General features: G+C 53.2%; 25 protein-coding genes and 1 other RNA gene. 11 read left to right on the forward strand and 15 right to left on the reverse strand.

What is annotated here, in order from left to right; genetic code table 11:
• Positions 1 to 62: 62 nt before the first annotated feature.
• Both RTE01_RS24180 and RTE01_RS24185 read right to left on the reverse strand, forming a co-directional pair.
• A complete protein-coding gene (locus RTE01_RS24180) occupies positions 63 to 296 on the reverse strand; it encodes a YdgH/BhsA/McbA family protein (RefSeq protein ID WP_041146056.1) in 234 nt (77 codons plus the stop codon).
• Positions 297 to 565: 269 nt separating this feature from the next.
• Positions 566 to 1,324 (reverse strand): DUF481 domain-containing protein, encoded by a 759-nt coding sequence (locus RTE01_RS24185; protein ID WP_041146057.1) that lies wholly within the window; start codon positions 1,322 to 1,324, stop codon positions 566 to 568.
• A gap of 289 nt (positions 1,325 to 1,613) precedes the next feature.
• Between RTE01_RS24185 and pfkB the strand changes: the two genes are divergently transcribed.
• The 3 genes from pfkB to RTE01_RS24200 all read left to right on the forward strand — a co-directional run bounded on the left by pfkB (position 1,614) and on the right by RTE01_RS24200 (position 3,896).
• Positions 1,614 to 2,546: a 6-phosphofructokinase II gene (pfkB, locus tag RTE01_RS24190; protein WP_134526535.1), complete on the forward strand. Its 933-nt coding sequence runs from the start codon at positions 1,614 to 1,616 to the stop codon at positions 2,544 to 2,546.
• Positions 2,547 to 2,633: 87 nt separating this feature from the next.
• Positions 2,634 to 2,918 (forward strand): type V toxin-antitoxin system endoribonuclease antitoxin GhoS, encoded by a 285-nt coding sequence (ghoS, locus tag RTE01_RS24195; protein WP_041146059.1) that lies wholly within the window; start codon positions 2,634 to 2,636, stop codon positions 2,916 to 2,918.
• Between the two features lie 105 nt (positions 2,919 to 3,023).
• On the forward strand, positions 3,024 to 3,896 hold the full coding sequence (locus RTE01_RS24200) for a fructosamine kinase family protein (protein WP_041146060.1): 873 nt from the start codon (positions 3,024 to 3,026) through the stop codon (positions 3,894 to 3,896).
• A 19-nt stretch (positions 3,897 to 3,915) separates the two neighbouring features.
• Here the strand turns inward: RTE01_RS24200 and tonB are convergent, their stop codons facing one another.
• Entirely contained in the window at positions 3,916 to 4,653 is a 738-nt protein-coding gene (gene tonB, locus RTE01_RS24205; protein ID WP_123551561.1) for a TonB system transport protein TonB, read from the reverse strand.
• A gap of 210 nt (positions 4,654 to 4,863) precedes the next feature.
• Between tonB and RTE01_RS24210 the strand changes: the two genes are divergently transcribed.
• The gene (locus tag RTE01_RS24210) at positions 4,864 to 5,160 is read left to right on the forward strand and encodes a YciI family protein (RefSeq protein WP_041146062.1); all 297 of its coding nucleotides are present in this window, start codon (positions 4,864 to 4,866) and stop codon (positions 5,158 to 5,160) included.
• A 66-nt stretch (positions 5,161 to 5,226) separates the two neighbouring features.
• Here RTE01_RS24210 and RTE01_RS24215 read toward each other — a convergent pair whose 3' ends face one another.
• Entirely contained in the window at positions 5,227 to 5,400 is a 174-nt protein-coding gene (locus RTE01_RS24215) for a YciY family protein (RefSeq protein WP_095102028.1), read from the reverse strand.
• Between the two features lie 144 nt (positions 5,401 to 5,544).
• Between RTE01_RS24215 and cls the strand changes: the two genes are divergently transcribed.
• Positions 5,545 to 7,005 (forward strand): cardiolipin synthase, encoded by a 1,461-nt coding sequence (gene cls, locus RTE01_RS24220; RefSeq protein ID WP_134526538.1) that lies wholly within the window; start codon positions 5,545 to 5,547, stop codon positions 7,003 to 7,005.
• Between the two features lie 34 nt (positions 7,006 to 7,039).
• A complete protein-coding gene (locus RTE01_RS24225; protein WP_041146064.1) occupies positions 7,040 to 7,369 on the forward strand; it encodes an HI1450 family dsDNA-mimic protein in 330 nt (109 codons plus the stop codon).
• Between the two features lie 67 nt (positions 7,370 to 7,436).
• Here the strand turns inward: RTE01_RS24225 and RTE01_RS24230 are convergent, their stop codons facing one another.
• The 7 genes from RTE01_RS24230 to RTE01_RS24260 all read right to left on the reverse strand — a co-directional run bounded on the left by RTE01_RS24230 (position 7,437) and on the right by RTE01_RS24260 (position 15,316).
• Positions 7,437 to 8,285, reverse strand: a complete 849-nt coding sequence (locus RTE01_RS24230; RefSeq protein WP_134526540.1) for an ion transporter — start codon at positions 8,283 to 8,285, stop codon at positions 7,437 to 7,439.
• A 46-nt stretch (positions 8,286 to 8,331) separates the two neighbouring features.
• The gene (oppF, locus tag RTE01_RS24235; RefSeq protein WP_041146066.1) at positions 8,332 to 9,336 is read right to left on the reverse strand and encodes a murein tripeptide/oligopeptide ABC transporter ATP-binding protein OppF; all 1,005 of its coding nucleotides are present in this window, start codon (positions 9,334 to 9,336) and stop codon (positions 8,332 to 8,334) included.
• Complete coding sequence (gene oppD / locus RTE01_RS24240) at positions 9,333 to 10,346, reverse strand: ABC transporter ATP-binding protein (protein WP_041146067.1); 1,014 nt, start codon at positions 10,344 to 10,346, stop codon at positions 9,333 to 9,335. The genes oppF and oppD overlap by 4 nt, the downstream gene beginning before the upstream one ends.
• Before the next feature lie 11 nt (positions 10,347 to 10,357).
• A complete protein-coding gene (gene oppC / locus RTE01_RS24245; protein ID WP_115192440.1) occupies positions 10,358 to 11,266 on the reverse strand; it encodes an oligopeptide ABC transporter permease OppC in 909 nt (302 codons plus the stop codon).
• A 14-nt stretch (positions 11,267 to 11,280) separates the two neighbouring features.
• On the reverse strand, positions 11,281 to 12,201 hold the full coding sequence (gene oppB / locus RTE01_RS24250) for an oligopeptide ABC transporter permease OppB (RefSeq protein ID WP_041146069.1): 921 nt from the start codon (positions 12,199 to 12,201) through the stop codon (positions 11,281 to 11,283).
• 84 nt (positions 12,202 to 12,285) lie between these two features.
• Complete coding sequence (oppA, locus tag RTE01_RS24255) at positions 12,286 to 13,917, reverse strand: oligopeptide ABC transporter substrate-binding protein OppA (RefSeq protein ID WP_041146070.1); 1,632 nt, start codon at positions 13,915 to 13,917, stop codon at positions 12,286 to 12,288.
• 751 nt (positions 13,918 to 14,668) lie between these two features.
• The gene (locus RTE01_RS24260; RefSeq protein ID WP_041146071.1) at positions 14,669 to 15,316 is read right to left on the reverse strand and encodes a YchE family NAAT transporter; all 648 of its coding nucleotides are present in this window, start codon (positions 15,314 to 15,316) and stop codon (positions 14,669 to 14,671) included.
• A gap of 476 nt (positions 15,317 to 15,792) precedes the next feature.
• Between RTE01_RS24260 and adhE the strand changes: the two genes are divergently transcribed.
• The gene (gene adhE / locus RTE01_RS24265; RefSeq protein ID WP_041146072.1) at positions 15,793 to 18,471 is read left to right on the forward strand and encodes a bifunctional acetaldehyde-CoA/alcohol dehydrogenase; all 2,679 of its coding nucleotides are present in this window, start codon (positions 15,793 to 15,795) and stop codon (positions 18,469 to 18,471) included.
• Positions 18,472 to 18,657: 186 nt separating this feature from the next.
• Here adhE and tdk read toward each other — a convergent pair whose 3' ends face one another.
• Complete coding sequence (gene tdk, locus RTE01_RS24270) at positions 18,658 to 19,275, reverse strand: thymidine kinase (RefSeq protein ID WP_041147671.1); 618 nt, start codon at positions 19,273 to 19,275, stop codon at positions 18,658 to 18,660.
• A 560-nt stretch (positions 19,276 to 19,835) separates the two neighbouring features.
• Here tdk and hns point away from each other — a divergent pair.
• The gene (hns, locus tag RTE01_RS24275) at positions 19,836 to 20,243 is read left to right on the forward strand and encodes a histone-like nucleoid-structuring protein H-NS (RefSeq protein WP_041146073.1); all 408 of its coding nucleotides are present in this window, start codon (positions 19,836 to 19,838) and stop codon (positions 20,241 to 20,243) included.
• A gap of 121 nt (positions 20,244 to 20,364) precedes the next feature.
• Here hns and galU read toward each other — a convergent pair whose 3' ends face one another.
• From galU to rssA, 3 genes are all read right to left on the reverse strand, one after another.
• Positions 20,365 to 21,267 (reverse strand): UTP--glucose-1-phosphate uridylyltransferase GalU, encoded by a 903-nt coding sequence (gene galU, locus RTE01_RS24280; RefSeq protein WP_076947657.1) that lies wholly within the window; start codon positions 21,265 to 21,267, stop codon positions 20,365 to 20,367.
• A gap of 195 nt (positions 21,268 to 21,462) precedes the next feature.
• Positions 21,463 to 22,476 carry a two-component system response regulator RssB gene (gene rssB / locus RTE01_RS24285; protein WP_041146075.1) on the reverse strand — a complete coding sequence of 338 codons (1,014 nt, stop codon included), beginning with the start codon at positions 22,474 to 22,476 and terminating at the stop codon, positions 21,463 to 21,465.
• Positions 22,477 to 22,565: 89 nt separating this feature from the next.
• Positions 22,566 to 23,468, reverse strand: coding sequence for a patatin-like phospholipase RssA (gene rssA / locus RTE01_RS24290; protein ID WP_041146076.1), 903 nt, complete (start codon positions 23,466 to 23,468; stop codon positions 22,566 to 22,568).
• Positions 23,469 to 23,579: 111 nt separating this feature from the next.
• Between rssA and RTE01_RS24295 the strand changes: the two genes are divergently transcribed.
• The 3 genes from RTE01_RS24295 to RTE01_RS24305 all read left to right on the forward strand — a co-directional run bounded on the left by RTE01_RS24295 (position 23,580) and on the right by RTE01_RS24305 (position 25,235).
• On the forward strand, positions 23,580 to 24,038 hold the full coding sequence (locus tag RTE01_RS24295; protein ID WP_134526543.1) for a YchJ family protein: 459 nt from the start codon (positions 23,580 to 23,582) through the stop codon (positions 24,036 to 24,038).
• Between the two features lie 42 nt (positions 24,039 to 24,080).
• Positions 24,081 to 24,923, forward strand: coding sequence for a formyltetrahydrofolate deformylase (gene purU, locus RTE01_RS24300; protein WP_041146078.1), 843 nt, complete (start codon positions 24,081 to 24,083; stop codon positions 24,921 to 24,923).
• Between the two features lie 167 nt (positions 24,924 to 25,090).
• Positions 25,091 to 25,235: non-coding RNA, RtT sRNA (locus tag RTE01_RS24305), on the forward strand.
• Positions 25,236 to 25,256: the final 21 nt, after the last annotated feature.

Raw genomic sequence — 25,256 nt, forward strand, 5'->3', positions numbered from 1 at the left:
CATCTTTACCCGGCTTTATATTTCTCAAAATATAAGAGACAGCCCGACGGACGAATGAAATATCAGGACCATTCGCCGGCAACGAGTTTATGAACATTAAAAGCATCGCCCATTGTCTGACCCGTGGACTGCGATCCCGGGGCAATATTAGAGCCGGCTTCAACGTCGGTCGCTTTAGCAATGCCGACCTGGGTATGGTCCTTGCTGCCCGGCTGTGGGACTGGATTAGCGGCTAAGGCGCCGAACGAGAGCGCGCACAGCATCACGGCCGCAGTTGCGATTTTGCTATTTTTCATAGTGATGATTCTCTTATTTACGTAAGGATTTCGAGCAAAGATATCCTCTCTGCCTGTGACGGATAGTATAGATCCAGATCACATTTTTGTCCGACTAAATATTTAGCTATTCGTGTCAAAAAAGTTAAATCTTTATCAAGATAATCAATTATGAGGAAATTATGGAGGTTATTTTCTTTTTATAAAAAACAAAACAAAAGACCAAAAATAATAATGTCACTTATTGCTAAATTTAAAACAATCAGGCCGGAATAACCGGCCTGAAAATATTACATCTTATAGCCGAGCGACAGCGTCGTACGACGGTCGGTGTGCTCCGGCGCCGATGACGGCGGCTGGGAGTTCCAGGTCACGTTATAGGCAACACGCAGCGCAAAGTGGGCGTTGATAGCGACGTTGAACGCGCTTTCTGAGTTGAGCGTGGTATCTTCGGAACCGAATACGGAAACGCCCTGGGTGAATTTGGCGTTATCGGTCATCTGCCATGCCCAGGTGCCTGAAGCGTAGCCCAGCGGCTGAGTCTCATTGTCGCCATCGGTATATTCGTCGTAGCGCACGCCAGGACCAAATTCAAAACGCAGGCTATGCACCGGCCCGTTCAGAATCTGACGACCGTAACCGGCGGTCAGCACATCGCGCTGCTGGTAACCGTTATAGCGGTCGGTCAGCCAGCTGGCCTGGCCGAACAGGTAGTTGCTGTCGGTCATGTTATAACGGCTACGGCCGCCGACCGCGTACTTCTCGGAAGAGCGCTGGTCGTTAGACGAGGTGTTGCTGGCGTTGCCCCACAGCGACCATGCTGTCGTATTGCCATACCAGGTGAGCGTTGAATCCGCGGTCATTGAGGAACTTTTCGTATTTCCGGACTGCGCCAGATAGCCGGCGTTAACAGCACCTTCGAAAGGTTTTTTGGCAGTGGAAGGGTCATCCATAACAGTAAAAACGGAATCGTCGGCCATTGCGCACGCAGACGCAAATAGCCCCCCCGCCAGCATAGCCGCTGCGGGTACTGTCTTCAAAAGCTTCATTTAATTTAGAGTCCGTACAACAAAAAGAGAGACCCAGATGGTCCCGGAAACTTTCGCGAGGATCGCTGCTGCTGGTCCAATGAAAGGCGGTAAATTATAAAAAAGCACGATTAACATAGCAATCAATTACTCTTTCATTTTTTGAATAAGACGGCCCTCAGAACTATCTTTATTTTATAATGAAAATAGCCTCTTCCCGACAAATCCCCGCCGCATATGCTTTCCCTTAGCAATAAGAAGTGCCATGCTTAAAAAAAGAACAGCCGACTCGTATCATGGAGGAAATTTGATGACCAAAATTTATACGCTTACTCTGGCTCCTTCGCTCGACAGCGCCACCCAGACCCCGCAGATCTATCCGGAAGGTAAACTACGCTGCAGCGCACCGGTTTTCGAACCCGGGGGCGACGGCATTAACGTCGCCCGCGCAATTACCTTTCTCGGCGGCCACGCCACGGCAATTTTCCCCGCCGGCGGCGCAACCGGGGAACATCTCACCGCCCTGCTTGCCGATGAGCAGGTCCCCGTAGAAACCGTCGAGACCGGCGACTGGACGCGGCAAAATCTGCACGTCCACGTTGATTCCAGCGGCGAACAGTATCGCTTCGTGATGCCCGGCGCGGCGCTAACCCAGCAGGAGTTCCGCCTTCTCGAGGAGAAGGTGCTGGCGATTGAGCCCGGCTCGCTGCTGGTGATCAGCGGCAGCCTGCCGCCGGGGATCGATATTGAAAACCTGACCCAGCTGGTAAAAAAAGCACAGCAGCACCAGCTGCGCTGCATTATCGACAGCTCCGGAGAAGCGCTCGCGGCCGCGCTTGAGGTGGGCAACATTGAGCTCGTCAAACCTAACCAAAAAGAGCTGAGCGCGCTCGTCCAGCGCGATCTGAGCCAGCCGAACGACGTTCGACAGGCGGCACAGGAGCTGATCCGCTCGGGCAAAGCCCGAAGAGTCGTCGTCTCCCTCGGCCCGCAGGGGGCGCTGGGTGTCGATAGCAGCGGCAGCGTGCAGGTTGTCCCTCCGCCGATGAAAAGCCAAAGCACCGTCGGCGCAGGCGACAGCATGGTGGGCGCAATGACTCTGCGCCTCGCCGAAGATGCCGGGCTTGAGGACATGGTGCGCTTTGGCGTCGCGGCGGGCAGCGCCGCTACCGTCAATCAGGGCACCCGCCTCTGCTCGCAGGAGAACACGCATAAAATTTACGCCTATTTGTGCGATCGCTAATCCTTTCCCTCTGCTCAGGCAGAGGGAGTCGCCAAATGACCAGCATGGTCTATGCTGAAAATTCCATGGATAACAACGGGGTGAAAAATGAGCGCCGAAATTCAAACCCATGTCGTGACGATCCGTTTTCACGAAGAGACGCTTACCGAGATTAACGAGCTAAGCAATCACCTTACCCGCGCGGGCTTCACCCTTGTACTGAATGACGACGAGGGAAAACCTCACGAGCTGGGAACCAATACCTTTGGCCTGGTTTCTCCGCAAAGCGCGCAAGAGGTGCAGGACCTGAGCGCGGGATTAGCGGAAACGGCGCTGGGGCGGCCTGCTGAAGTCACGGTAACCACATTTTCTCAGTGGCTGAAAGCTCAATAAGTGCGATTGGCCCGGTGGAAAGCGTCAGTTGTGCGTCAGTTCGAATTTTACGCCGAGGTTATGCGCTAACCTTATGAAATGGTGGAAAACATGGGGAGAGACGGCATGTGGCAGGCTATCAGCAATTTGTTAAGCGAGTGGCATACTGAAGCAGCTGAAATCGAACTGCGAAACGAACTGCCCGGCGGAGAAATCCACGCAGCATGGCACCTGCGCTTCGGTGGGAAGGACTACTTCGTGAAATGTGACGAACGTGAGCTACTGCCTATCTTTACCGCCGAGGCGGATCAGCTCGAGCTGCTGTCGCGGAGTAAAACCGTTCACGTACCGCAGGTATTTGCCGTCGGCAGCGACCGCGACTACAGCTTTATGGTGATGGAGTATTTGCCCCCTCGCCCGCTCGACGCGCATAACGCTTTTCTGCTCGGTCAGCAAATCGCACATCTGCATCAGTGGAGCGATCAGCCGCAGTTTGGGCTCGATTTTGATAATGACCTTTCCACGACTCCCCAGCCCAACGCCTGGCAACGCCGCTGGTCGACATTCTTTGCCGAGCAGCGCATCGGCTGGCAGCTTGAGCTGGCGGCAGAGAAAGGGCTGCATTTCGGCGATATCGATACCATTGTTGAGTACGTGCAGCAGCGCCTCAGCGGCCATCAGCCTCAGGCCTCTTTACTGCACGGCGATCTCTGGTCCGGCAACTGCGCGCTGGGGCCGAACGGACCCTATATCTTCGATCCGGCCTGCTACTGGGGTGACCGGGAGTGCGACCTCGCCATGTTGCCGCTGCATCCTGAGCAGCCGCCGCAAATATACGACGGCTATCAGTCGGTCTCGCCTTTGCCGTCCGGGTTCCTCGATCGCCAGCCCATTTACCAACTCTATACGCTCTTCAACCGGGCGATCTTGTTCGGCGGTCAGCACCTGGTGACGGCGCAAAAGGCGCTCGACGATGTGTTCGCAGAGGAGGCCCCGTAAGGGGCCTTATTGACGGCGGTTAGTTGATCTCAACGCCTTTAAGACGGAACTTAATGGTCATCGTCACGCCGGTGCCCGGTTTGCCAGGCTCGTAGCGCCACTTACGCAGGGCGCTTTTCACTTCACGCTCAAACATATTCGCCGGCTGCGCGGAAAGGATCTCGACGTTGTCCAGGCGGCCGTCCGGCGTGACGTCAAACTTCACGCGCACCACACCTTCAATACGCAGCGCCTGGGCGCGAGTCGGATAAGTTGGCTGATTACGGCTGAGCGCCCGCGGGCCGCTCGGTGCGGTAACCGTTGGCTTCGCGGCGGCCGTAGATGTGGATGGCGGCGTACGCGCTGGCGCAGTGTTGGTATTTTCAAACGGCGATGCCGGACGCGTTTCCGCAGGCTTAACCTCACGCTTCGGCTGCTCGATCTTTTTCTCCGGCTTCGGTTTTGGCTTCGGCTTGGGTTTCGGCTCAGGCTTATGAATGACTACCGGCGCTTCCTTCGGCGGCTCTGGCACGACTTCAGGTTCGGGTTCTGGCTCCGGCTCAACAACCGGTTCAACGACCGGCTGTGCCGCCTGAGGAGGCTCGAGATCCGCAGGTGCCACCATGGTTATCTCGATCGGTTGGGAGGGAGATGGCTGTTCAATAACCTGATGTACCGAGGTATAAAGCAACCCCGCCACAACGGCACCGTGGATAGTCACGGACAGCAGCGTCGGCCACGGGAAGCGGCGAGGTAAATCAATGGTCATTGCGCTCATAGTCGTTTCAGTTGAAAAATGATGCCCCGATTTTAAATGCAAATAGCAATCATATTCAATAAGCCTTATTGGCTTGCATCAAAATTTGCCGTCTTTCCGCTAAAAAAAAGCCCGGCAGCGGGCATTTTAACCCGCTGAGCATCTTTGCATTGCAGTCAAGGCCGGATTCACTTAACGTGATTCGCCCATTTATTGATAAGGAGCCTTGCCGTGCTTTACGTAATCTACGCTGAAGACATCGCCGATTCTCTGGAAAAGCGGTCGTCGGTCCGTCCCGCCCACCTGGCGCGTTTACAACTGCTACATGATGAAGGTCGCCTGCTGACCGCCGGGCCAATGCCTGCCGTAGACAGCAACGAACCTGGCGCTGCGGGGTTCACCGGTTCAACGGTTATTGCCGAGTTTGAATCACTGGAAGCCGCGCAGTCATGGGCGAACGACGACCCTTATATTGCTGCCGGTGTGTACCAGAACGTCGCGGTGAAGCCTTACAAAAAGGTATTTTAGGGCCAGCCGTCGTCAAAAACACAGAGGCACCGCATGCGGTGCCTTTTATTTCAGTACTTAGCGATCTCAGTACTCAGTGAAGACGAACAACAGGGAATGACGCTGTCGTTTCACCAGCTCCTTGCGGATGGCGAGGATGCGCATATTGCGGCGCGATTGGGCCTCCAGCCAGCGTGACTTACGGCGGCTCACCTGTCTTAGCATGCGCCAGCGCCCTACTTCCGTTCTACTACGCTTCATTGCTACTACTCTACAAGTGAAAAACAGCCTGCATTATAGGCCTATGAATCCGGCTGACCAACGCTTTCGCTGCGTTTTTATTTGCCAGATGGATGTTGATGCGTAAACTCATAAAATAGAGTCATTCAAAAGGATTTTTCATCTATGACAACCTTTTACACGGTGGTGAACTGGCTAGTCATCCTCGGTTACTGGTTACTTATCGCCGGTGTAACATTACGCATATTGATGAAACGGCGCGCCGTCCCTTCAGCAATGGCGTGGTTGCTGGTTATTTATATTCTTCCTCTGGTCGGAATTATTGCCTATCTCTCGTTTGGTGAACTCCATCTCGGCAAGCGCCGGGCCGAACGGGCGCGGGCAATGTGGCCCTCCACCGCCAAGTGGCTCAACGATCTCAAGGCCTGCAAGCATATCTTTGCCGACGATAATAGCCCGGTCGCCGAATCGTTGTTTCAACTCTGCGAGCGCCGCCAGGGGATCGCCGGCGTCAAGGGCAATCAGCTGCAGCTGCTCACCGAGTCTGACGACGTGATGCAGGCGCTGATCCGCGATATTCAGCTGGCTCGCCACAATATCGAGATGGTGTTTTATATCTGGCAGCCCGGCGGGATGGCCGATAAGGTTGCAGAGTCGCTAATGGCCGCCGCCAGACGCGGCGTTCACTGCCGCTTAATGCTGGACTCCGCCGGCAGCGTCGCCTTCTTCCGCAGCCCGTGGGCGGCGATGATGCGCAACGCCGGCATCGAGGTGGTCGAAGCGCTGAAGGTTAATCTGATGCGCGTGTTTTTGCGCCGGATGGATCTGCGTCAGCACCGCAAAATGGTCATGATTGATAACTATATTGCCTATACCGGCAGTATGAATATGGTGGACCCGCGCTTCTTTAAACAGGATTCCGGCGTTGGCCAGTGGATCGATCTGATGGCGCGCATGGAGGGCCCGGTTGCCACGGCGATGGGCATCGTTTACTCCTGCGACTGGGAAATCGAAACCGGTAAACGGATCCTGCCGCCGCCGCCGGACCTCAATATTATGCCGTTTGAGGAGGCCAGCGGACATACCATCCATACCATCGCCTCGGGCCCAGGCTTCCCGGAAGATTTGATTCACCAGGCGCTGCTGACCGCCGCCTATTCCGCCAAAGAATATCTGATCATGACCACCCCCTACTTCGTGCCCAGCGACGATTTGCTGCACGCTATCTGCACTGCCGCCCAGCGCGGGGTTGATGTCAGCATCATTTTGCCGCGCAAGAATGACTCGCTGCTCGTCGGCTGGGCCAGCCGGGCCTTCTTTACCGAGCTGCTGGCAGCCGGGGTGAAAATTTATCAGTTTGAAGGCGGGCTGCTGCACACTAAAAGCGTGCTGGTCGACGGCGAGCTGAGCCTGGTAGGGACCGTCAATCTCGATATGCGCAGCCTGTGGCTCAATTTCGAGATTACGCTGGTGATTGATGACGCCGGTTTTGGCAGCGATCTGGCGGCGGTCCAGGATGATTATATCTCCCGCTCGCGCCTGCTCGACGCCCGCCTATGGTTAAAACGTCCGCTCTGGCAGCGGATAGCGGAGCGACTGTTTTACTTCTTCAGTCCGTTGCTGTAAAACGTGCCAATCAGATGTTAAACGGGTAGCTATCATGGATATGGATTTAAACAATCGCCTGACCGAAGATGAAACGCTTGAGCAGGCTTACGATATCTTTCTCGAGCTGGCGGTCGACAACCTCGACCCGGCGGATGTCATTCTGTTTAACCTGCAGTTTGAAGAGCGCGGCGGCGCCGAGCTCTTTGACCCGGCAGAGGACTGGGAAGAGCACGTCGATTTCGATCTCAACCCGGATTTCTTCGCCGAGGTGGTGATTGGTCTTGCCGATACCGACGGTGGCGAAATCAACGATATCTTCGCCCGCGTCCTGCTGTGCCGCGAGAAAGATCACAAGCTGTGCCATATTTTGTGGCGTGAATAAGATTTTATTCCGGCCTCTGCTGGCCTGAAAAATGCCTGCCCGTTTAACGACCGGCAGGCATTTTTATTTACCCGTCCGCCTGCTGCGCAAGCGCACTCCCGCAGGCGTTGCAGTACCGCGCGTTTTTATCATGAGGCCCGTGCTGACAGTTCTGGCAGATCCGCTGGCTGCGGCGATTCTGAAAGGCGGTGGTCATATGGGTCGTAATCAGCCCGGTTGGGATGGCGATAATGGAATAGCCGATTAATATCAGCACCGATGCGAGAATTCTTCCCAGCGGCGTGTGCGGCGTAATATCGCCATAACCTACCGTGGTGATCGTCACGATAGCCCAGTACACCGAAGCATTAAGCGTGGTGAATCCGTACTGCGGCCCCTCAATCAGATACATCAGCGAGCCAAAGATAACCATCACAATGGCAATAAATGAGTAAAACAGTATCAGCTGATGGCGGGCGCTGACGATAGCAGCCCAGAAGATATTCAACGACGGCATAAAGCGCAGCAGCTTGAGAATACGCAAGGCTCGGATCGCACGCATCGCGCGCCAGGCAAAGACGTAGTTAATGCTTATTTCCGGCCACAGCCACATCACGTACAGCGGTAAAATCGTCGCTAAATCAATTAGCCCCCAGAAGCTGAAAATATACCTGAGCGGATTAGGCCAGCTGACTATGCGCAGGATATATTCGAGAGTAAAAACGACGGTAACAAACAGCTCCAGCCAGACGAAAATATGCCATTCATCGATGGTCAGGTGGTACTGAGTTCCCAGACCCGACTCGACAAAAATAACCACCACGCTGAGGAGTGCAAAAATGCCGCACAGCCCTTCAAAGCGGCGCCCGGATCGCTGATGCTGATCGAAGAGCACATGAAATAGCCGCTGACGGGCGGCGTGAATATTGACAGCCACGTTAACCTCACAAAAAAAAAGGGCTGACCAGCGTCAGCCCCGGAGATTATAACGGGTCTACCTTCAGGCAGGAAACCGCATGACGGAAACTTCCTTCCAGCACCGGCCGCGTTTTAGCACATTCCGGCCCGGCAAGAGGACAGCGCGTGCGGAAAACGCATCCCGACGGCGGATTAATCGGCGAAGGGAGCTCGCCTTCCAGCAGCTGGATGGTTTTATTTTTTTCCAGATCCGGGTCGGGAACCGGCACCGCAGACATCAGCGCTTTGGTATAAGGGTGCAGCGGGTTGTGGTACACCTCATCGTAGGTGCCCAGCTCCACCGCGTGCCCGAGGTACATCACCAGCACGCGATCGGAGATGTGCTTCACCACCGCCAGGTCATGGGCGATAAAGATCAGCGACAGACCCATTTCGCGCTGCAACTGCTGCAGCAGGTTGACCACCTGGGCCTGAATCGACACGTCCAGCGCCGACACCGGTTCATCGCAGATAATCAGCTTAGGCTCAAGGATCAGCGCGCGGGCAATACCGATACGCTGGCACTGGCCGCCGGAAAACTCGTGCGGATAGCGGTTAATCAGGTTGGGCAGCAGGCCAACCTTCATCATCATCGCCTTCACCCGATCGCGAGCTTCCTGGCGCGTCATTTTCGGATGATAGGTGCGCAGCGGCTCGGCAATAATCTCGCCGATGGTCATGCGCGGGTTCAGCGACGCCAGCGGATCCTGGAAAATCATCTGAATATCGCTGCGCACGTCGCGCCACTCATCCGGCTTCATGCCGAGCAAATCTTTGCCAAGCCACGCTACCCTGCCCTCGGTCGCTTTCACCAGGCCAATAATCGCGCGGGCAAAGGTCGATTTACCGCAGCCGGACTCACCCACTACGCCCAGCGTTTCGCCTTCATACAGACGCAGCGTTACGCCATCAACCGCCTTCAGCGTTTTAGACGGCTGCCAAAACCACTGCTTGCCATCTTTAATATCAAAATGGACTTTTAGATCGGCGATTTCGAGCAGGACTTTTCTTTGTTCAGTCACGGCGTTCATAGCAGATCTCCCACCGGTTGAAAGCAGGCACGCAGGCGGCCAGGGGCAAACTCCTCCAGAGGCGGAGCGCTATTACAAATCTCCATCGCATGCGGACAGCGCGGCTGGAACGGACAGCCCTTCGGCAGGCGCAGCAGGTTCGGCGGATTACCAGGGATGGTTAACAGCGCATCGCCTTCGGCGTCCAGGCGCGGAACCGCATTCAGCAGGCCGATAGAGTACGGATGCGACGGATGATAAAAGACATCGCGCGCGTGACCGTACTCCATGGTGCGGCCGGCGTACATCACCAGAACTTTGTCACAGATCCCGGCGACCACGCCCAGATCGTGGGTAATCATAATGATCGCCGTATTGAATTCGCGTTTAAGTTCATTCAGCAGGGTCATAATCTGCGCCTGCACCGTCACGTCCAGCGCCGTCGTCGGCTCATCAGCGATCAGCAGCTTTGGCCGGCACAGCAGCGCCATAGCGATCATCACGCGCTGGCGCATCCCGCCAGAAAACTCATGCGGATACATTTTCATCCGCTTGCGCGCTTCCGGCATCTTGACCGCATCCAGCATCTTCACTGATTCTTCAAAGGCCTCGGCTTTCCCCAGCCCTTTGTGCAGCATCAGAACCTCCATCAGCTGCTCGCCGACCCGCATATACGGGTTCAGGGAGGTCATCGGGTCCTGGAAAATCATCGAAATCTGCTCGGCGCGCAGCTTATTCAGCTCACGCTCCGGCAGGTTAAGGATCTGCCGGCCGTTAAAGGTCGCCGAGCCGCCGATATAGCCGTTGGCTGCCAGCAGCCCCATCAGCGCAAAGGCGGTCTGCGACTTACCGGAGCCTGACTCACCTACGATGCCTAACGTTTCCCCGGCCCGCAGGTTAAAGTTGAGGTCGTTGACCGCGGTGACGTCGCCATCCGGCGTTTTAAAGGTCACGCGGAGATCTTTAACATCCAGCAGCAGCCCGGATTGTTGCTGCGCCTGCGGCGCTTTTGCCGTTTCAATTATGCTCATGACGGCGCTCCTTAGCGGTCTTTCGGGTCGAGGGCATCACGCAGGCCATCGCCGATAAAGTTAAAACAGAACAGCGTTACCACCAGGAAACCCGCAGGAAACAGCAGCAGCCACGGCGACACTTCCATTGAGTTTGCGCCATCGCTCAGCAGCGCTCCCCAGCTGCTGAGCGGCTCCTGAGTACCCAGACCGAGGAAGCTCAGGAAGGATTCGAACAGGATCATGCTCGGCACCAGCAGCGAGGCATACACCACCACCACGCCCAGGACGTTAGGCACGATGTGACGCGTCACGATACTGAAGGTCGAGACGCCGCCGACCTGGGCCGCTTCGATAAACTCTTTGCGCTTCAGGCTCAGCGTCTGGCCGCGCACGATACGCGCCATATCCAGCCAGGAAACCATCCCGATGGCGACGAAGATCAGCAGTATGTTCTGGCCAAAGAAGGTCACCAGCAGGATGACGAAGAACATAAACGGGAAGGAGTTGAGGATCTCCAGCAGACGCATCATGACGGAGTCGACCTTACCGCCGAGATAGCCGGAAAGCGAGCCGTAGAGCGTACCGAGGATCACCGCCACCAGCGCGGCGGCAACGCCAACCATCAGCGAGATACGCCCACCGATAGCAACGCGCACCAGCAGGTCGCGACCGGATGAGTCGGTACCGAAGTAGTGACTGGACGCCGTATCAGGCGCGCTGGACATCATGCCCCAGTCGGTGTCGTAGTAGGAAAACTGCGACACCATCGGCGCAATGGTCACGAACAGTGCGATAACGATCAGCACCACCAGGCTGGCCACGGCCGCGCGGTTATGCATAAAGCGGCGGCGGGCATCTTGCCACAGGCTACGCCCTTCGACTTCCAGCTTTTCACTGAAGTTCTCCAGCGCCTCGTTGTTTTTCTTACTTAACATCATGGCGAACCCCGGCCTCAATAGCGAATCTTCGGATCGATAACGGCATACAGCACATCAACAATCGCGTTAAACAGAATGGTCAGCGCGCCGACCAGAATCGTCAGGCTGAGTACCAGGGAGTAGTCGCGGTTAAGCGCGCCGTTGACGAACAGCTGGCCGATCCCCGGGAGACCGTAGATAGTCTCGATAACCATCGAGCCGGTGATAATGCCAACGAACGCCGGGCCCATATAGGAGAGGACGGGCAGCAGCGCAGGCTTCAGCGCGTGGCGCAGGATGATACGATGCATCGGCAGCCCCTTCGCCCGCGCGGTGCGGATAAAGTTAGAGTGCAGAACTTCAATCATCGAACCACGGGTGATACGCGCGATACTGGCAATATAGGCGAGCGACAGCGCCACCATCGGCAGGATCATAAACTTCAGCGCCCCGCCGTTCCAGCCACCGCCGGGTAGCCAGTGCAGGGTGATAGCAAAAATCATCACCAGCAGCGGCGCGACTACGAAGCTGGGTATGACGACGCCGGTCATTGCCACCCCCATCACCGCATAGTCCCATTTGGTGTTTTGCTTGAGGGCCGCAATAACGCCGGCACTCACGCCGAGAACCACCGCCAGCAGGAAGGCGGCAAAGCCTAATTTGGCGGAGACCGGGAAGCTTGATGCCACCAGATCGTTCACCGAATAGTCTTTATATTTAAAAGAAGGACCGAAATCACCGTGCGCCAGCTGCTTCAGATAATTGAAGTACTGGGTCATGATGGGGTCATTTAAATGATATTTTGCTTCAATATTCGCCAGCACTTCTGGCGGCAGCGTACGTTCGCCGGTAAAAGGACTTCCCGGCGCAAGGCGCATCATGAAGAAAGAGATAGTTATAAGAATAAACAGCGTCGGAATCGCTTCCAGACAGCGACGAAAAATAAATTTTAACATTGCCCGTACCTTCTGGCGTGTGCCTATCGTATGCGATGAATTCAGACACGGTGGGGCAAGCGATGCCTGCCCCACGTCTTGCCATTAATGTTTGATAATATACAGGTTTTTAACGTAGATATTATCTAACGGGTCTTTACCGGTATAGCCGCCTACCCACGGTTTAACCAGACGGGCGTTGACGTAATAGAAGACCGGCACAATGACGGAGTCTTTATCCAGCTGCTGCTCTGACTGTGCATACAGATCTGCGCGTTTGGCGTCATCATTGGTTTGCAGCGTTTCAGCGATAATTTTATCGAACGCCGGGCTCTTATAGTGCGAGGTGTTGTTTGAGCTGTCGCTCAGCATGGTATTGAGGAATGAGGTGGGTTCGTTGTAGTCGGCACACCAGCCCGCACGCGCCACGTCAAAGGTACCCTGATGGCGGTTATCGAGGAAGGTTTTCCATTCCTGATTTTCCAGCTTCACGTTGGCGCCCAGGTTTTTCTTCCAGATGGATGCCACGGCAATGGCCAGCTTTTTATGCAGATCGGACGTGTTGTACAGCAGGTTAAAGGTCAGCGGTTTATCCGCGGTATATCCGGCTTCAGCCAGCAGTTTTTTCGCTTCTTCGTTACGCTTATCCTGAGTCCAGGTAAACCATTCTGGTTTAACGACCTTCATGCCGTCGGTATAAGGCGGGGTGTAGCTGTATGCCGGCAGATCGCCCTGGTTCTTCACTTTATTAACGATAATGTCGCGGTCCAGCGCCATCTTCAGCGCGGTACGCACGCGGACGTCGGTAAACGGCGCTTTCTGGTTGTTAATTTCGTAGTAGTAGGTGCAGAGATACGGATCGACGTGAACTTCTTTCGGGATCTCTTTTTTCAGCTTCTGGAACAGCTCAATCGGCATATTGTTATAGGTCATGTCGATTTCGCCGCTGCGGTAGCGGTTAACGTCGGTGACTTCTGAAGAAATAGGCAGATAGGTTACCTTGTTAATAACGGTTTTCGCGTTATCCCAGTACTGAGTATTACGCTCAAGAACGATACGTTCGTTAACGACCCAGTCCTTCAGCTTATAGGCGCCGTTGGTGACAATATTGGCCGGCTGAGTCCATTTCTCACCATATTTTTCAATAGCCGCTTTTGGCACCGGTGAAACGGACGGGTGCACCAGCAGTTTATAGAAATAAGGAACCGGCTCGCTCAGAGTAACCTGGAAAGTTTTATCGTCGAGCGCTTTAACGCCCAGATCGGTGATTGGTTTTTTGCCGGCGATAATTTCATCAACGTTGGCAACGTGGCCATACTGCAGATAGCTCGCGTACGGTGAGGCGGTTTTCGGATCGGACAGGCGCTGCCAGCTATAAACGAAATCTTGTGCGGTTACCGGCGTGCCGTCGGACCATTTAGCGTCTTTACGCAGATGGAAGGTCCAGACTTTAAAATCTTTATTATCCCAGGATTCGGCAACCCCAGGAATCGGGTGGCCCTGAATATCGCCAATCACTAAACCTTCAAACAGGTCGCGGTTAATGTTGGATTCAGGAACACCTTCAATTTTGTGCGGATCCAGAGATTGAACCTCTGCTCCGTTATTACGTACCAGCGATTGTGAATCCGCCAGCTGCACCCCTGCAGGTACATCTGCTGCCATAGCAACGTTCGCCGTAAATAGCGCAGAGAAAATCCCCGCGGCTACCAGATTTTTTTTGGTGATGATGGTCATTGTGTTGTTACTCCACTCATTATAATTACTGGCTATTTAACCAGCCTCTTTTTTTCCCTTATTCGGGATTCTGTACAGTGCAGGAGTTTTTGCTGCTGTCAGACTTTACTGCTTGCTATCACCGACTTATTTATTACGACCGCTCAAACGGCAGCCTTGACGTCGATTCTTTACCCCCCTGTCCTGGGGCGGCTTTGACGCAACGAGTTATTTAATAATAATTCTCATTTACGTCTGTTATTCAGTGAGCGATAACGCCGGAAAGTACCAAAAGGCTTTCTCATCCGCCAATGCAATTTGCAAATATGTTACCGGATTCTCTTTTATTGCCCCTGCCGCGGCAGGACTCTGCCGGTCACTTCCGCGCGAGGAGCACTAAAGTAGTTATTTATCATTTACATACAAAAAATATGTCGTTCCGCATGCCGCCAAAGGGTGAAAAGGCGCTTTTTTGTACGAAAATTTAACAATCGGTTATTATTTAGCACATTCATCTGCCGCTGTTATGAAATTACTAATATCATTTCAATTATCTGACGGCAAGCACCAGAGAATGATGTGAAGAAAATAACAGTGGTGGCGGTGCGGAAAAGAGAGGGAAGAACGCGGAGAAAACATCTAACAAATTGATATTAAAAGAAATAAAACATCATCACGGAAAGTTATTCTTCTCGTCTATATCCGCTTTATTGATATGTTTTGCTAATAATAGAGCAAGCGCGGAGCCTCAGGCCCCGCGCAACGCGGTACATCAGACCAGAAGACCCGGGAAAAGCGTCTTCAGACCGGTAACGATAAACTCAATCCCGAGTGCCATCAGCAGCAGCCCCATAATACGCGTTATCACGTTAATCCCGGTTTGCCCAAGCAGGCGAACGAGCCACGGTGCCATGCGGAAAATCCCCCAGCAGCACAAGGCAAACAGCGCAATCGCCACCGAGAAGCCAAAGAGGTGGGCAACGGTGTGGTAACGCGTTCCCCAAACAATGGTGGAACTAATCGCCCCTGGGCCGGCCATCAGCGGTAATGCCAGCGGCACTACGCCAATGCTTTCGCGGATAGCCGTCTCTGACTTTTCCTGCTTATTCTGTTTGTCTTCCCCGAGCTTGCCGCTAATCATCGACATCGCGATGGTGACGACGAGGATCCCCCCGGCAATACGGAATGAATCAATGGAGATACCGAAGATTTGTAAAATACCGTCTCCGAGGAACAGCGAGGTCAGCAGGATAATGGCGACGGATAGGTTCGCCGTCAGGTTGGTCTTGTTACGGATCGCCGCACTCTGGTAGCTGGTCATACTAATGAAGACCGGAATGATGCCAACCGGGTTAACCAGTGCAAATAACCCGATGAAAAACTTGAAATAAGCTGAAAAATCAAACAACGGTAGAGTCACAGTGCGCTCCGCAGCATCATTAAATATGGCTGTTGACAGTGGGTGTCATAAAATATTCGCGCAGAAGATACGCTTTTTAACAGCATAATTCATCTCAAAAATGCATAGCTTAGTGATAAAGTGTGTATGTTATATACTTGTTTCTTTTAGACGTTTTATTCATTTATTCAGCATACCTTTTCATTACACTTGATCTAAGCGCTCATAAAATAGCCTGCTGAAAGGTGTCAGCTTGACATAAAATTGATCTAAATCACATAAATCGTACTCAGAAGTGAGTAATCTTGTTCACACCAAAGAGTGCAAGCCGGCAGTACCTGAGGATAAAGAAATAAAGCTTCTTTAGTAAATCGGTGAAGTCAGCAGAGCAAAATTCGATACGTTAACATTTAGATGCAAGCTATTAACCGCCTGTCTATACTGTCGAATCGAGCTACTGATTTACTAAAAAAGTTTAACATTATCAGGAGAGCATTATGGCTGTTACTAATGTCGCTGAACTTAACGCACTTGTAGAGCGCGTAAAAAAAGCCCAGCGTGAATATGCCAGTTTCACTCAAGAACAAGTTGATAAGATCTTCCGTGCAGCCGCTCTGGCCGCCGCTGACGCTCGAATCCCTCTCGCAAAAATGGCCGTTGCCGAATCCGGAATGGGCATTATCGAAGACAAAGTGATCAAAAACCACTTCGCTTCTGAATACATCTATAACGCTTATAAAGATGAAAAGACCTGCGGTATTCTCTCCGAAGACGATACCTTTGGTACCATCACCATCGCAGAGCCTATCGGTATTATTTGCGGTATCGTCCCAACGACGAACCCAACTTCTACAGCAATCTTTAAATCACTGATCAGCCTGAAAACGCGTAACGCGATCATCTTCTCTCCGCATCCGCGTGCTAAAGATGCCACCAACAAAGCGGCTGACATCGTTCTGCAGGCTGCGATTGCTGCCGGCGCACCGAAAGACCTGATCGGTTGGATCGACCAGCCTTCCGTTGAGCTCTCCAACGCCCTGATGCACCACCCAGACATTAACCTGATCCTTGCGACCGGTGGTCCGGGCATGGTTAAAGCGGCCTATAGCTCCGGTAAACCGGCTATCGGCGTAGGTGCTGGTAACACGCCGGTTGTTATTGACGAAACCGCTGACATTAAACGTGCCGTTGCGTCGGTACTGATGTCCAAAACCTTCGATAACGGCGTTATCTGTGCATCTGAACAGTCCGTTGTCGTTGTTGATTCCGTCTACGACGCCGTTCGTGAACGTTTCGCCAGCCACGGCGGCTACCTGCTGCAGGGCAAAGAGCTGAAAGCGGTTCAGGACATCATCCTGAAAAACGGCGCGCTGAACGCCGCTATCGTTGGTCAGCCGGCATACAAAATTGCCGAACTGGCAGGCTTCACCGTTCCGACCACCACCAAAATTCTGATTGGTGAAGTGACCGACGTTGATGAAAGCGAGCCGTTTGCTCACGAAAAACTGTCTCCGACCCTGGCAATGTATCGCGCCAAAAACTTCGAAGACGCCGTGAATAAAGCTGAAAAACTGGTGGCGATGGGCGGTATCGGTCATACCTCCTGCCTGTACACCGACCAGGATAACCAGCCTGCTCGCGTGGCCTTCTTCGGCCAGATGATGAAAACCGCACGTATTCTGATTAACACCCCGGCTTCTCAGGGTGGTATCGGTGACCTGTATAACTTTAAGCTTGCGCCTTCCCTGACTCTGGGTTGTGGTTCCTGGGGTGGTAACTCCATCTCTGAAAACGTTGGTCCGAAACACCTGATCAACAAGAAAACCGTTGCTAAGCGAGCTGAAAACATGTTGTGGCACAAACTTCCGAAATCTATCTACTTCCGTCGTGGCTCTCTGCCAATCGCACTGGATGAAGTGATTACTGATGGTCACAAACGCGCGCTGATCGTGACCGACCGCTTCCTGTTCAACAACGGCTATGCTGACCAGATCACCTCCGTGCTGAAGGCATCCGGCGTTGAAACCGAAGTGTTCTTTGAAGTTGAAGCTGACCCGACTCTGACCGTGGTACGTAAAGGTGCAGACCTGGCCAACTCCTTCAAGCCGGACGTCATCATCGCCCTCGGCGGTGGTTCCCCGATGGATGCGGCGAAAATCATGTGGGTGATGTACGAACATCCGGAAACCCACTTCGAAGACCTGGCGCTGCGCTTTATGGATATCCGTAAACGTATCTACAAGTTCCCGAAAATGGGCGTGAAAGCGAAAATGATCGCCGTCACTACCACTTCCGGTACCGGTTCTGAAGTGACCCCGTTTGCGGTCGTTACCGACGATGCGACCGGTCAGAAATATCCGCTGGCAGACTACGCGCTGACTCCGGATGTGGCGATTGTCGATGCTAACCTCGTCATGGATATGCCGAAGTCCCTGTGTGCCTTCGGTGGTCTGGATGCCGTTACTCACGCCCTGGAAGCCTACGTTTCCGTACTGGCATCTGAGTTCTCCGACGGCCAGGCTCTGCAGGCGCTGAAGCTGCTGAAAGAGTACCTGCCGGCGTCCTACCATGAAGGTTCTAAGAACCCGGTAGCGCGTGAACGCGTGCACAGTGCAGCGACTATTGCCGGTATCGCGTTTGCGAACGCCTTCCTCGGCGTATGTCACTCGATGGCGCACAAGCTGGGCTCTCAGTTCCATATCCCGCACGGCCTGGCGAACGCCCTGCTGATTTGTAACGTTATCCGCTACAACGCGAACGATAACCCAACCAAGCAGACCGCATTCAGCCAGTACGACCGTCCGCAGGCTCGTCGCCGCTACGCAGAAATTGCTGACCACCTGGGCCTGAGCGCACCTGGTGACCGCACTGCAGCGAAAATCGAGAAACTGCTGGCATGGCTGGAAAGCATTAAAGCTGAACTGGGTATTCCTAAGTCAATCCGCGAAGCTGGCGTGCAGGAAGCTGACTTCCTGGCCCACGTTGACAAGCTGTCTGAAGATGCATTCGATGACCAGTGCACCGGCGCTAACCCGCGCTATCCGCTGATTGCCGAACTGAAACAGATTCTGCTCGATACCTTCTACGGTAACGAGTTCAGCGAAGGCGAAGCTGCCGCTAAGAAAGAGACTGTTGCAGCACCGAAAGCCGATAAAAAAGCGAAAAAATCCGCTTAATTTACGCCGGTAATCAATACGAGGCCTCATCTTTTGATGAGGCTTTTTTTTCGCCACTATTTTGCCAGGGGTCGCGCAACCGACGCAGAGCGACGCTGAAGCAACAGACCGTCAATATATGCGGGAATTATACTGGGACGTCATCAGGCGCCTGGTGCGCGCCTGAGTGGGGCCGACGGAGGGAGGTTAGCAGGAGCGCTGCTTGTTTTGCACAAGCGTTAGAGAACCTTCTTTTAAGGCCTCTTTATAATGTTTACGGCAGACCGATACGTAGCGTTCATTGCCGCCAATAACTACCTGCTCGCCCTCGTTGTACGGCCGCCCTTCGCGATCGAGGCGCAGCACCATACTCGCCTTACGGCCACAAAAACAGATCGTTTTTAATTCAACCAGCTTATCTGACCAGGCTAATAAATACTGGCTGCCGATAAACAGCTCCCCGCGAAAATCAGTACGCAGGCCGTAGCACAGCACCGGGATATCCAGCCCATCAACAACCTCGGATAGCTCATGCACCTGCTCACGGGTCAGAAACTGGCTCTCATCGACTAATACACAATGAACCGGCTGCTTTGCGTGCTCATCGCTAATCTCGGCGAATAATGAAGTCTGCGGGTTAAACAGCCGGGCCGGCGATGAGAGTCCAATTCTTGAACTGACCTTACCGGAACCAAAGCGGTCATCAATCTCAGCCGTATAAACTAAGGCACGCATGCCTCGTTCCTGATAATTGTATGAGGACTGCAGTAGCGCAGTCGACTTACCTGCATTCATTGCAGAATAGTAAAAATAAAGTTGTGCCATCGGCTGCATAACCCCAATAAATGTGTTTAATCGCGGCAGGATTGTAGCATATTTTCTGCCGCTGTCGGCCCCTTCAGGGATGGGCGGGAGGTGTATGTTGCGCCAGCCGGCTTCTGAAAGATTAAGCCTCTTAATACAATCATGCCATCGGTTATTTGCCCTCACCGCGGGGTGCAACCGGCTGGAGCAGTTGTCCTTTCGTGCGAATCGGTGCATTTTGCAGGCGGTTATAACGGATTTTGTTCAGCGTTTTATATTAAACATCACTGTAACTAATGCGCTAATACTGAAGGGGGATATTTATCCCTGCAAAGTATAATTTTACTCCCTGTCCGCTGGGAAAAGCATACTATCTCAGGGTTTTAGCTTGCGGTGCCGGTTAAGCTATAAGCGAGAAAGATGTGAACTGGCACGAAAAATTTAACTTAAATTAATTAATTACCGGGACAAATAACAAGTAATTTTGAATTCCTTACATTCTACCCTATTGCACATCTGATTATATCGCTCTATTATTAGTTCAACAAACCACCCCACAATATAAGTTTGAGATTACTACAATGAGCGAAGCACTTAAAATTTTGAACAACATCCGTACTCTTCGTGCGCAGGCGAGAGAATGCACCCTTGAAACGCTAGAAGAAATGCTGGAAAAATTAGAAGTTGTCGTTAACGAACGTCGCGAAGAAGAAAGCGCTGCGGCTGCAGAAATTGAAGAGCGTACTCGTAAACTGCAACAATACCGTGAAATGCTGATCGCTGATGGTATTGACCCGAATGAACTGCTGAGCACCATGGCTGCAGTTAAAGCGGGCACCAAAGCCAAACGCGCAGCACGTCCGGCGAAATATAGCTACGTTGATGAAAACGGCGAAACCAAAACCTGGACTGGTCAGGGCCGCACCCCGGCAGTGATCAAAAAAGCGATGGATGAGCAGGGCAAATCTCTGGACGATTTCCTGCTGTAATAAATCGTCAGATTTGAAAAATCCCGCTTCGGCGGGATTTTTTTTATCTTAACTTGCGGCGATAAAAAAGCCGGGGAACAATACCTGCACCCCGGCTCTGATATCTAAAGATAACGATTACTTACTTAGCGATTGCTTTTTCCAGCCAGTCTTTAAAATCTGCGCCGAGCGTTTTATGGCGCACGCCATATTCAACGAAAGCCTGCATGTAACCGAGTTTATTACCACAGTCATGGCTCTTACCCTTCATATGGTAGGCTTCAACCGTTTCCTTCTCGATCAGCATATCGATGGCATCAGTCAGCTGGATTTCATCGCCTGCGCCCGGAGGAGTTTTAGCCAGCAGCGGCCAAATATCCGCGCTCAGCACGTAACGACCAACGACGGCCAGATTGGAAGGTGCAACGTCGGCTTTCGGCTTTTCCACCACGCCAACCATCGGCACGCTTTCGCCCGGCTGCAGGGACAGTCCCTTGCAATCAACAACGCCATAGGCGGTGACGTCGGCTACCGGCTCAACCATAATCTGGCTGGATCCGGTTTCGTCGAAACGAGCCATCATTTCCGCCAGGTTATCGCGGCTCAGGTCGGATTCAAACTCATCCAGAATAACGTCCGGCAGAATAACCGCTACCGGCTCGTCGCCCACGACCGGATGCGCGCACAGCACGGCATGGCCAAGGCCTTTAGCGAGGCCCTGACGAACCTGCATAATGGTGACGTGCGGCGGACAAATAGATTGGACTTCTTCCAGAAGCTGACGTTTTACACGTTTTTCCAGCATTGCTTCCAGTTCAAAACTGGTATCGAAATGGTTTTCGATAGAATTTTTGGAAGAGTGCGTTACCAGAACAATTTCAGTAATCCCGGCCGCAATACATTCGTTAACAACATACTGAATTAAAGGCTTATCTACCAGTGGCAGCATTTCTTTCGGAATAGCCTTGGTAGCGGGCAGCATCCTGGTGCCTAATCCCGCAACCGGGATAACAGCTTTTCTTACTTTAGAATTAACGGCAGCCATTGAAATCTCCTGGACTGTATGTTTTTTAAACTAGCCATAATAATAACGCACCCAGTATATCAGCCCATCCAGGTAAGCCTGGTCTGAAAGGTGCGGATTTTCTCGAATTAGGACTTATACGTATAAAACCCATCGATAGTATCACTGCCAAAGAGAGAGCGGTAATCCTACCAGCGTGAAAATAAACTTAACTGTTCATTCCGCAGACAACATCAGGCGTAAACGGCCGCCAGCCCCCCAAATTTGGCACTGCCACGAGGAGCAGCGCTGGCTAATTTGGTTGAGATAAGCATTACCTAATGTGCCAAGCGGTACACCATTACTAATCTGTATTTGATGTTCTCCGGTATTGAGCGTGCCGTTTAACCCCGCCGATACCAAAATCAAATTTTTCAACCCGCTGTGGTAATAACCCACCAGCAGCGGAAATTGCCCCGGCAAATTCGCCTGACGAAGCAGCTGGTTGACCTGCTTTAACAGCCCGGTCATTTCCGGCAGGCGCTGGCCTTGATGAGCAAGCTGTTCCTGAAGTAGACCGTTAAACAGCGCGCGCAGCAGCAGCGCCGCGAGAACGCCATTATCACCTGCTCGTGTGACATCCAGACAGTAAAATGCCAAATCATTTTCTGATAATGGCGCAATATCGAGAACCAGGCCAGGCCTGTCAGCGGTGACCAGCTGGCGATAGTGGATGCGGCAGTGCGATATTTCCTGCTGCACCGGAGGCTGTAGCTCCTGTAGCAGCCTGGACGCGGCGCTCGGGTCGCTGACCAGCGCATCCCAGTCCTCAAACAGCCGCTCCTCCTCTTCCACACGCGAGCTGAACATGTGGGGATAGAGGCAGGCGTAAACCGTTTCACGCAGGCGGTTAAAATCTTTTACCGGCTTAAGCAGAACATCCTGCACGCCAAGACGCAGCGCCTTAGCAATATCCGCCATATTTTCCGTCGCTGAAATCATCAGAATCGGCATCTGTTCGCCCTGGTTACGCAGATACTCCACCAGCTGGAGTCCATTCATGCGCGGCATCGAGATATCGCAGATCATCAGGTCGGGCTTTGACTCGGCCATTTTTTGTAGTGCCTCAACGCCATCCTCAGCCTGCACGGTCGTCGCGCCTAGCGAGGTTAACCAGGAGTGCAAAAGAGTGCGGAAAACGGGCTCGTCTTCAACGATCAGAATTTGTTTCCCCGCCAATGGCTGCGTCATGATCTCTCCTCTGGCTGACGATAATTAAATATTGGCATGCAATTCACACTATCGCCTGTCAGAATTTACTGAAGTCTAAGTCAAGGGCGTCACGCCGAGGCGCGCACCAAAGGTAATAGTTCATCCATCTTTTTTTCCACCGCCAGGTGACCGGCAGCAATCGCCTCACCGGCGCGATGAAAATCAAGAGTAGATATTTGTGGGCAAAAGGGCTGTAGCAGAATATCCGGTGGGTCACCCGCCATACGGTTGCGCTTCAGGCGATTTTCCAGCACCTGAATAGAGGTGGACATAATCTCCATTGCCGTAGGCGTAGCGGTGGTCGTCTGCCGGGAGGTCATTCCCGTCAGCCGAGCGCGCAGGCGCGAATGCCAGGAAAAGTCTTTTTCATCTTCAGCTCGCGGCTTCTCGATAGACCATAAATCCTGCTGCATCAGATGCGCATCGTGCTGAAGATCGACGGCGATGACGATGTCGGCCCCCAGCGCGCGCGTCAAAGAGACCGGGACGGGATTGACGACGGCGCCGTCTACCAGCCAGTAGCCATTGTGCATGACGGGCGACATCAGGCCGGGCATGCTGCAGGAGGCGCGTACCGCCAGATGCAAATCGCCTTCGGTAAACCACAGTTCGCGGCCGGTGCTCAGATTGGTTGCCACCGCCGCAAACCGGCGATCGCAGCGTTCAATTTCGGCGGTAGGCAGGACTAGTCGAAATTGATTGAATACCCGCTCCCCGCGCAGCAGGCCGCCGCGACGCCAGGAGAGATCCATTAACCGCAGCACGTCCCAGTTGCTAAACGAACATACCCATCGTTCCAGTACCGGAAGACGGTTGCAGGCGTAGGCCGCGCCAACCAGCGATCCGATAGAGCATCCTGCAACAACGTCAATTTCAATACCTGCCCGCTGTAGCGCTTTAATCACACCAATATGCGACCACCCTCGGGCAGCTCCCGCCCCTAAGGCCAGACCAATCTTAAGCTTTCTCATTATTACCGATACACATCCTTCCACCGCGAACATGGCATCATCGCCACAGCTCAGTTAACATAAAACACTTTGGCGTCGATGCGCCGTCATTCTTTTTCCATGGAGGCCGCTTTGTCGCCATTATGTCCCTGTGGCAGCGCTCTGCAGTATAGCGCATGTTGCCAGCGTTATCTGGACGGCGCGCTGCCAGCGCCAGGCCCGTCACAGCTGATGCGATCCCGCTACAGCGCGTTTGTTATGAAAGATGCCGATTATCTGATTAAAACCTGGCACCCCTCTTGCCATGCGCAGCAGTTCCGCGCGGATCTGGAGAGCGGTTTTGCCAAAACGCACTGGCTGGGCCTGAGCGTCTTTGCCGCAGATGAAGGGCGAAATCCCGATGAAGGATTCGTCAGCTTTATTGCACGATTTAACGACGATAACCGTTGCGGCGTAATTATTGAACGTTCCAGATTCTTAAAAGAAAATGGACAGTGGTACTATATCGACGGCACGCGACCGCTGGTTGGTCGTAACGACCCCTGCCCTTGTGGCTCAGGTAAAAAATTTAAAAAATGCTGCGGCCAGTAAACCGGCGTCAGCAATAGCAAACACTACAGGATTTCCCCCGCGATGCATTCATTACAACGTAAAGTACTACGCACTATTTGCCCTGATCAGAAAGGACTCATCGCGCGTATCACCAACATTTGCTACAAGCACGAGCTGAACATCGTGCAAAACAACGAGTTTGTCGATCACCGGACCGGCCGCTTCTTTATGCGCACCGAGCTGGAAGGTATTTTCAATGATGCCATTCTGCTGGCCGATTTGGATAGCGCTCTGCCGGAGGGTTCGATTCGCGAGCTGACGCCTGCGGGTCGCCGCCGCGTGGTCATTCTGGTCACCAAAGAAGCACACTGCCTCGGCGATCTGCTGATGAAAGCTAACTACGGCGGCCTGGATGTGGAGATTGCCGCGGTTATCGGTAATCACGAGACGCTGCGTACGCTGGTTGAACGTTTTGATATTCCGTTCCAGCTGGTCAGCCATGAAGGCCTGACGCGTGAAGAGCACGATAAGCAGATGGGCGATGCTATCGAAGCGTTAGCGCCGGACTATGTGGTGCTGGCGAAATATATGCGCGTGCTGACGCCAGAGTTCGTCTCCCGCTTCCCGAACCAGATTATCAATATCCACCACTCATTCCTGCCAGCCTTTATTGGCGCACGTCCGTATCATCAGGCCTACGAGCGCGGTGTGAAAATCATCGGCGCCACCGCGCACTATGTAAACGATAATTTGGATGAAGGCCCGATCATTATGCAGGACGTGATTCATGTCGATCACACCTACACCGCGGAAGATATGATGCGTGCCGGCCGCGATGTTGAGAAGAACGTGCTGAGCCGTGCTCTGTATCAGGTGCTGGCGCAGCGCGTGTTCGTTTACGGCAACCGAACGATTATTCTTTAATCGATAGATAAATTAGCTGGTTAGCTTTGCGTCTTTGCGCGCAAAAAGCAGGCAACCAGTTTATTTTTATCAACGGAATGCTTTACAGGGGCGCGTCATTTGGTATGATGCGCCCCGCTTCCCCAGAAGGAAGCAGGCCAGTATTAGCATTACCCCGTGTTGGGGTTCCCGAGCGTTAATAAGGGAGTTGACTGCAAATCTGCGGTCGTCGACTTTAAGGTTCGACTCGAGCGAAAGCGAGAGAACGTTGCCGCAGGCAACGGCCCGAAGGGTGAGGAGCTTCAGCTCCGAATAATCCTTCCTCCTGTCGAATGCAAGCAATGAATATACCCG

The organism is Klebsiella terrigena, assembly GCF_006539725.1.
Classification (GTDB): Bacteria; Pseudomonadota; Gammaproteobacteria; order Enterobacterales; family Enterobacteriaceae; genus Klebsiella; species Klebsiella terrigena.

What these genes read in the sequence shown, in the direction of transcription:
- RTE01_RS24180 (WP_041146056.1), bottom strand. Translation starts at nt 296, where the DNA reads ATGAAAAATAGCAAAATCGCAACTGCGGCCGTGATGCTGTGCGCGCTC.
- RTE01_RS24185 (WP_041146057.1), bottom strand. Translation starts at nt 1,324, where the DNA reads ATGAAGCTTTTGAAGACAGTACCCGCAGCGGCTATGCTGGCGGGGGGG.
- pfkB (WP_134526535.1), top strand. Translation starts at nt 1,614, where the DNA reads ATGACCAAAATTTATACGCTTACTCTGGCTCCTTCGCTCGACAGCGCC.
- ghoS (WP_041146059.1), top strand. Translation starts at nt 2,634, where the DNA reads ATGAGCGCCGAAATTCAAACCCATGTCGTGACGATCCGTTTTCACGAA.
- RTE01_RS24200 (WP_041146060.1), top strand. Translation starts at nt 3,024, where the DNA reads ATGTGGCAGGCTATCAGCAATTTGTTAAGCGAGTGGCATACTGAAGCA.
- tonB (WP_123551561.1), bottom strand. Translation starts at nt 4,653, where the DNA reads ATGAGCGCAATGACCATTGATTTACCTCGCCGCTTCCCGTGGCCGACG.
- RTE01_RS24215 (WP_095102028.1), bottom strand. Translation starts at nt 5,400, where the DNA reads ATGAAGCGTAGTAGAACGGAAGTAGGGCGCTGGCGCATGCTAAGACAG.
- cls (WP_134526538.1), top strand. Translation starts at nt 5,545, where the DNA reads ATGACAACCTTTTACACGGTGGTGAACTGGCTAGTCATCCTCGGTTAC.
- RTE01_RS24225 (WP_041146064.1), top strand. Translation starts at nt 7,040, where the DNA reads ATGGATATGGATTTAAACAATCGCCTGACCGAAGATGAAACGCTTGAG.
- oppF (WP_041146066.1), bottom strand. Translation starts at nt 9,336, where the DNA reads ATGAACGCCGTGACTGAACAAAGAAAAGTCCTGCTCGAAATCGCCGAT.
- oppD (WP_041146067.1), bottom strand. Translation starts at nt 10,346, where the DNA reads ATGAGCATAATTGAAACGGCAAAAGCGCCGCAGGCGCAGCAACAATCC.
- oppC (WP_115192440.1), bottom strand. Translation starts at nt 11,266, where the DNA reads ATGATGTTAAGTAAGAAAAACAACGAGGCGCTGGAGAACTTCAGTGAA.
- oppB (WP_041146069.1), bottom strand. Translation starts at nt 12,201, where the DNA reads ATGTTAAAATTTATTTTTCGTCGCTGTCTGGAAGCGATTCCGACGCTG.
- oppA (WP_041146070.1), bottom strand. Translation starts at nt 13,917, where the DNA reads ATGACCATCATCACCAAAAAAAATCTGGTAGCCGCGGGGATTTTCTCT.
- adhE (WP_041146072.1), top strand. Translation starts at nt 15,793, where the DNA reads ATGGCTGTTACTAATGTCGCTGAACTTAACGCACTTGTAGAGCGCGTA.
- tdk (WP_041147671.1), bottom strand. Translation starts at nt 19,275, where the DNA reads ATGGCACAACTTTATTTTTACTATTCTGCAATGAATGCAGGTAAGTCG.
- hns (WP_041146073.1), top strand. Translation starts at nt 19,836, where the DNA reads ATGAGCGAAGCACTTAAAATTTTGAACAACATCCGTACTCTTCGTGCG.
- galU (WP_076947657.1), bottom strand. Translation starts at nt 21,267, where the DNA reads ATGGCTGCCGTTAATTCTAAAGTAAGAAAAGCTGTTATCCCGGTTGCG.
- rssB (WP_041146075.1), bottom strand. Translation starts at nt 22,476, where the DNA reads ATGACGCAGCCATTGGCGGGGAAACAAATTCTGATCGTTGAAGACGAG.
- rssA (WP_041146076.1), bottom strand. Translation starts at nt 23,468, where the DNA reads ATGAGAAAGCTTAAGATTGGTCTGGCCTTAGGGGCGGGAGCTGCCCGA.
- purU (WP_041146078.1), top strand. Translation starts at nt 24,081, where the DNA reads ATGCATTCATTACAACGTAAAGTACTACGCACTATTTGCCCTGATCAG.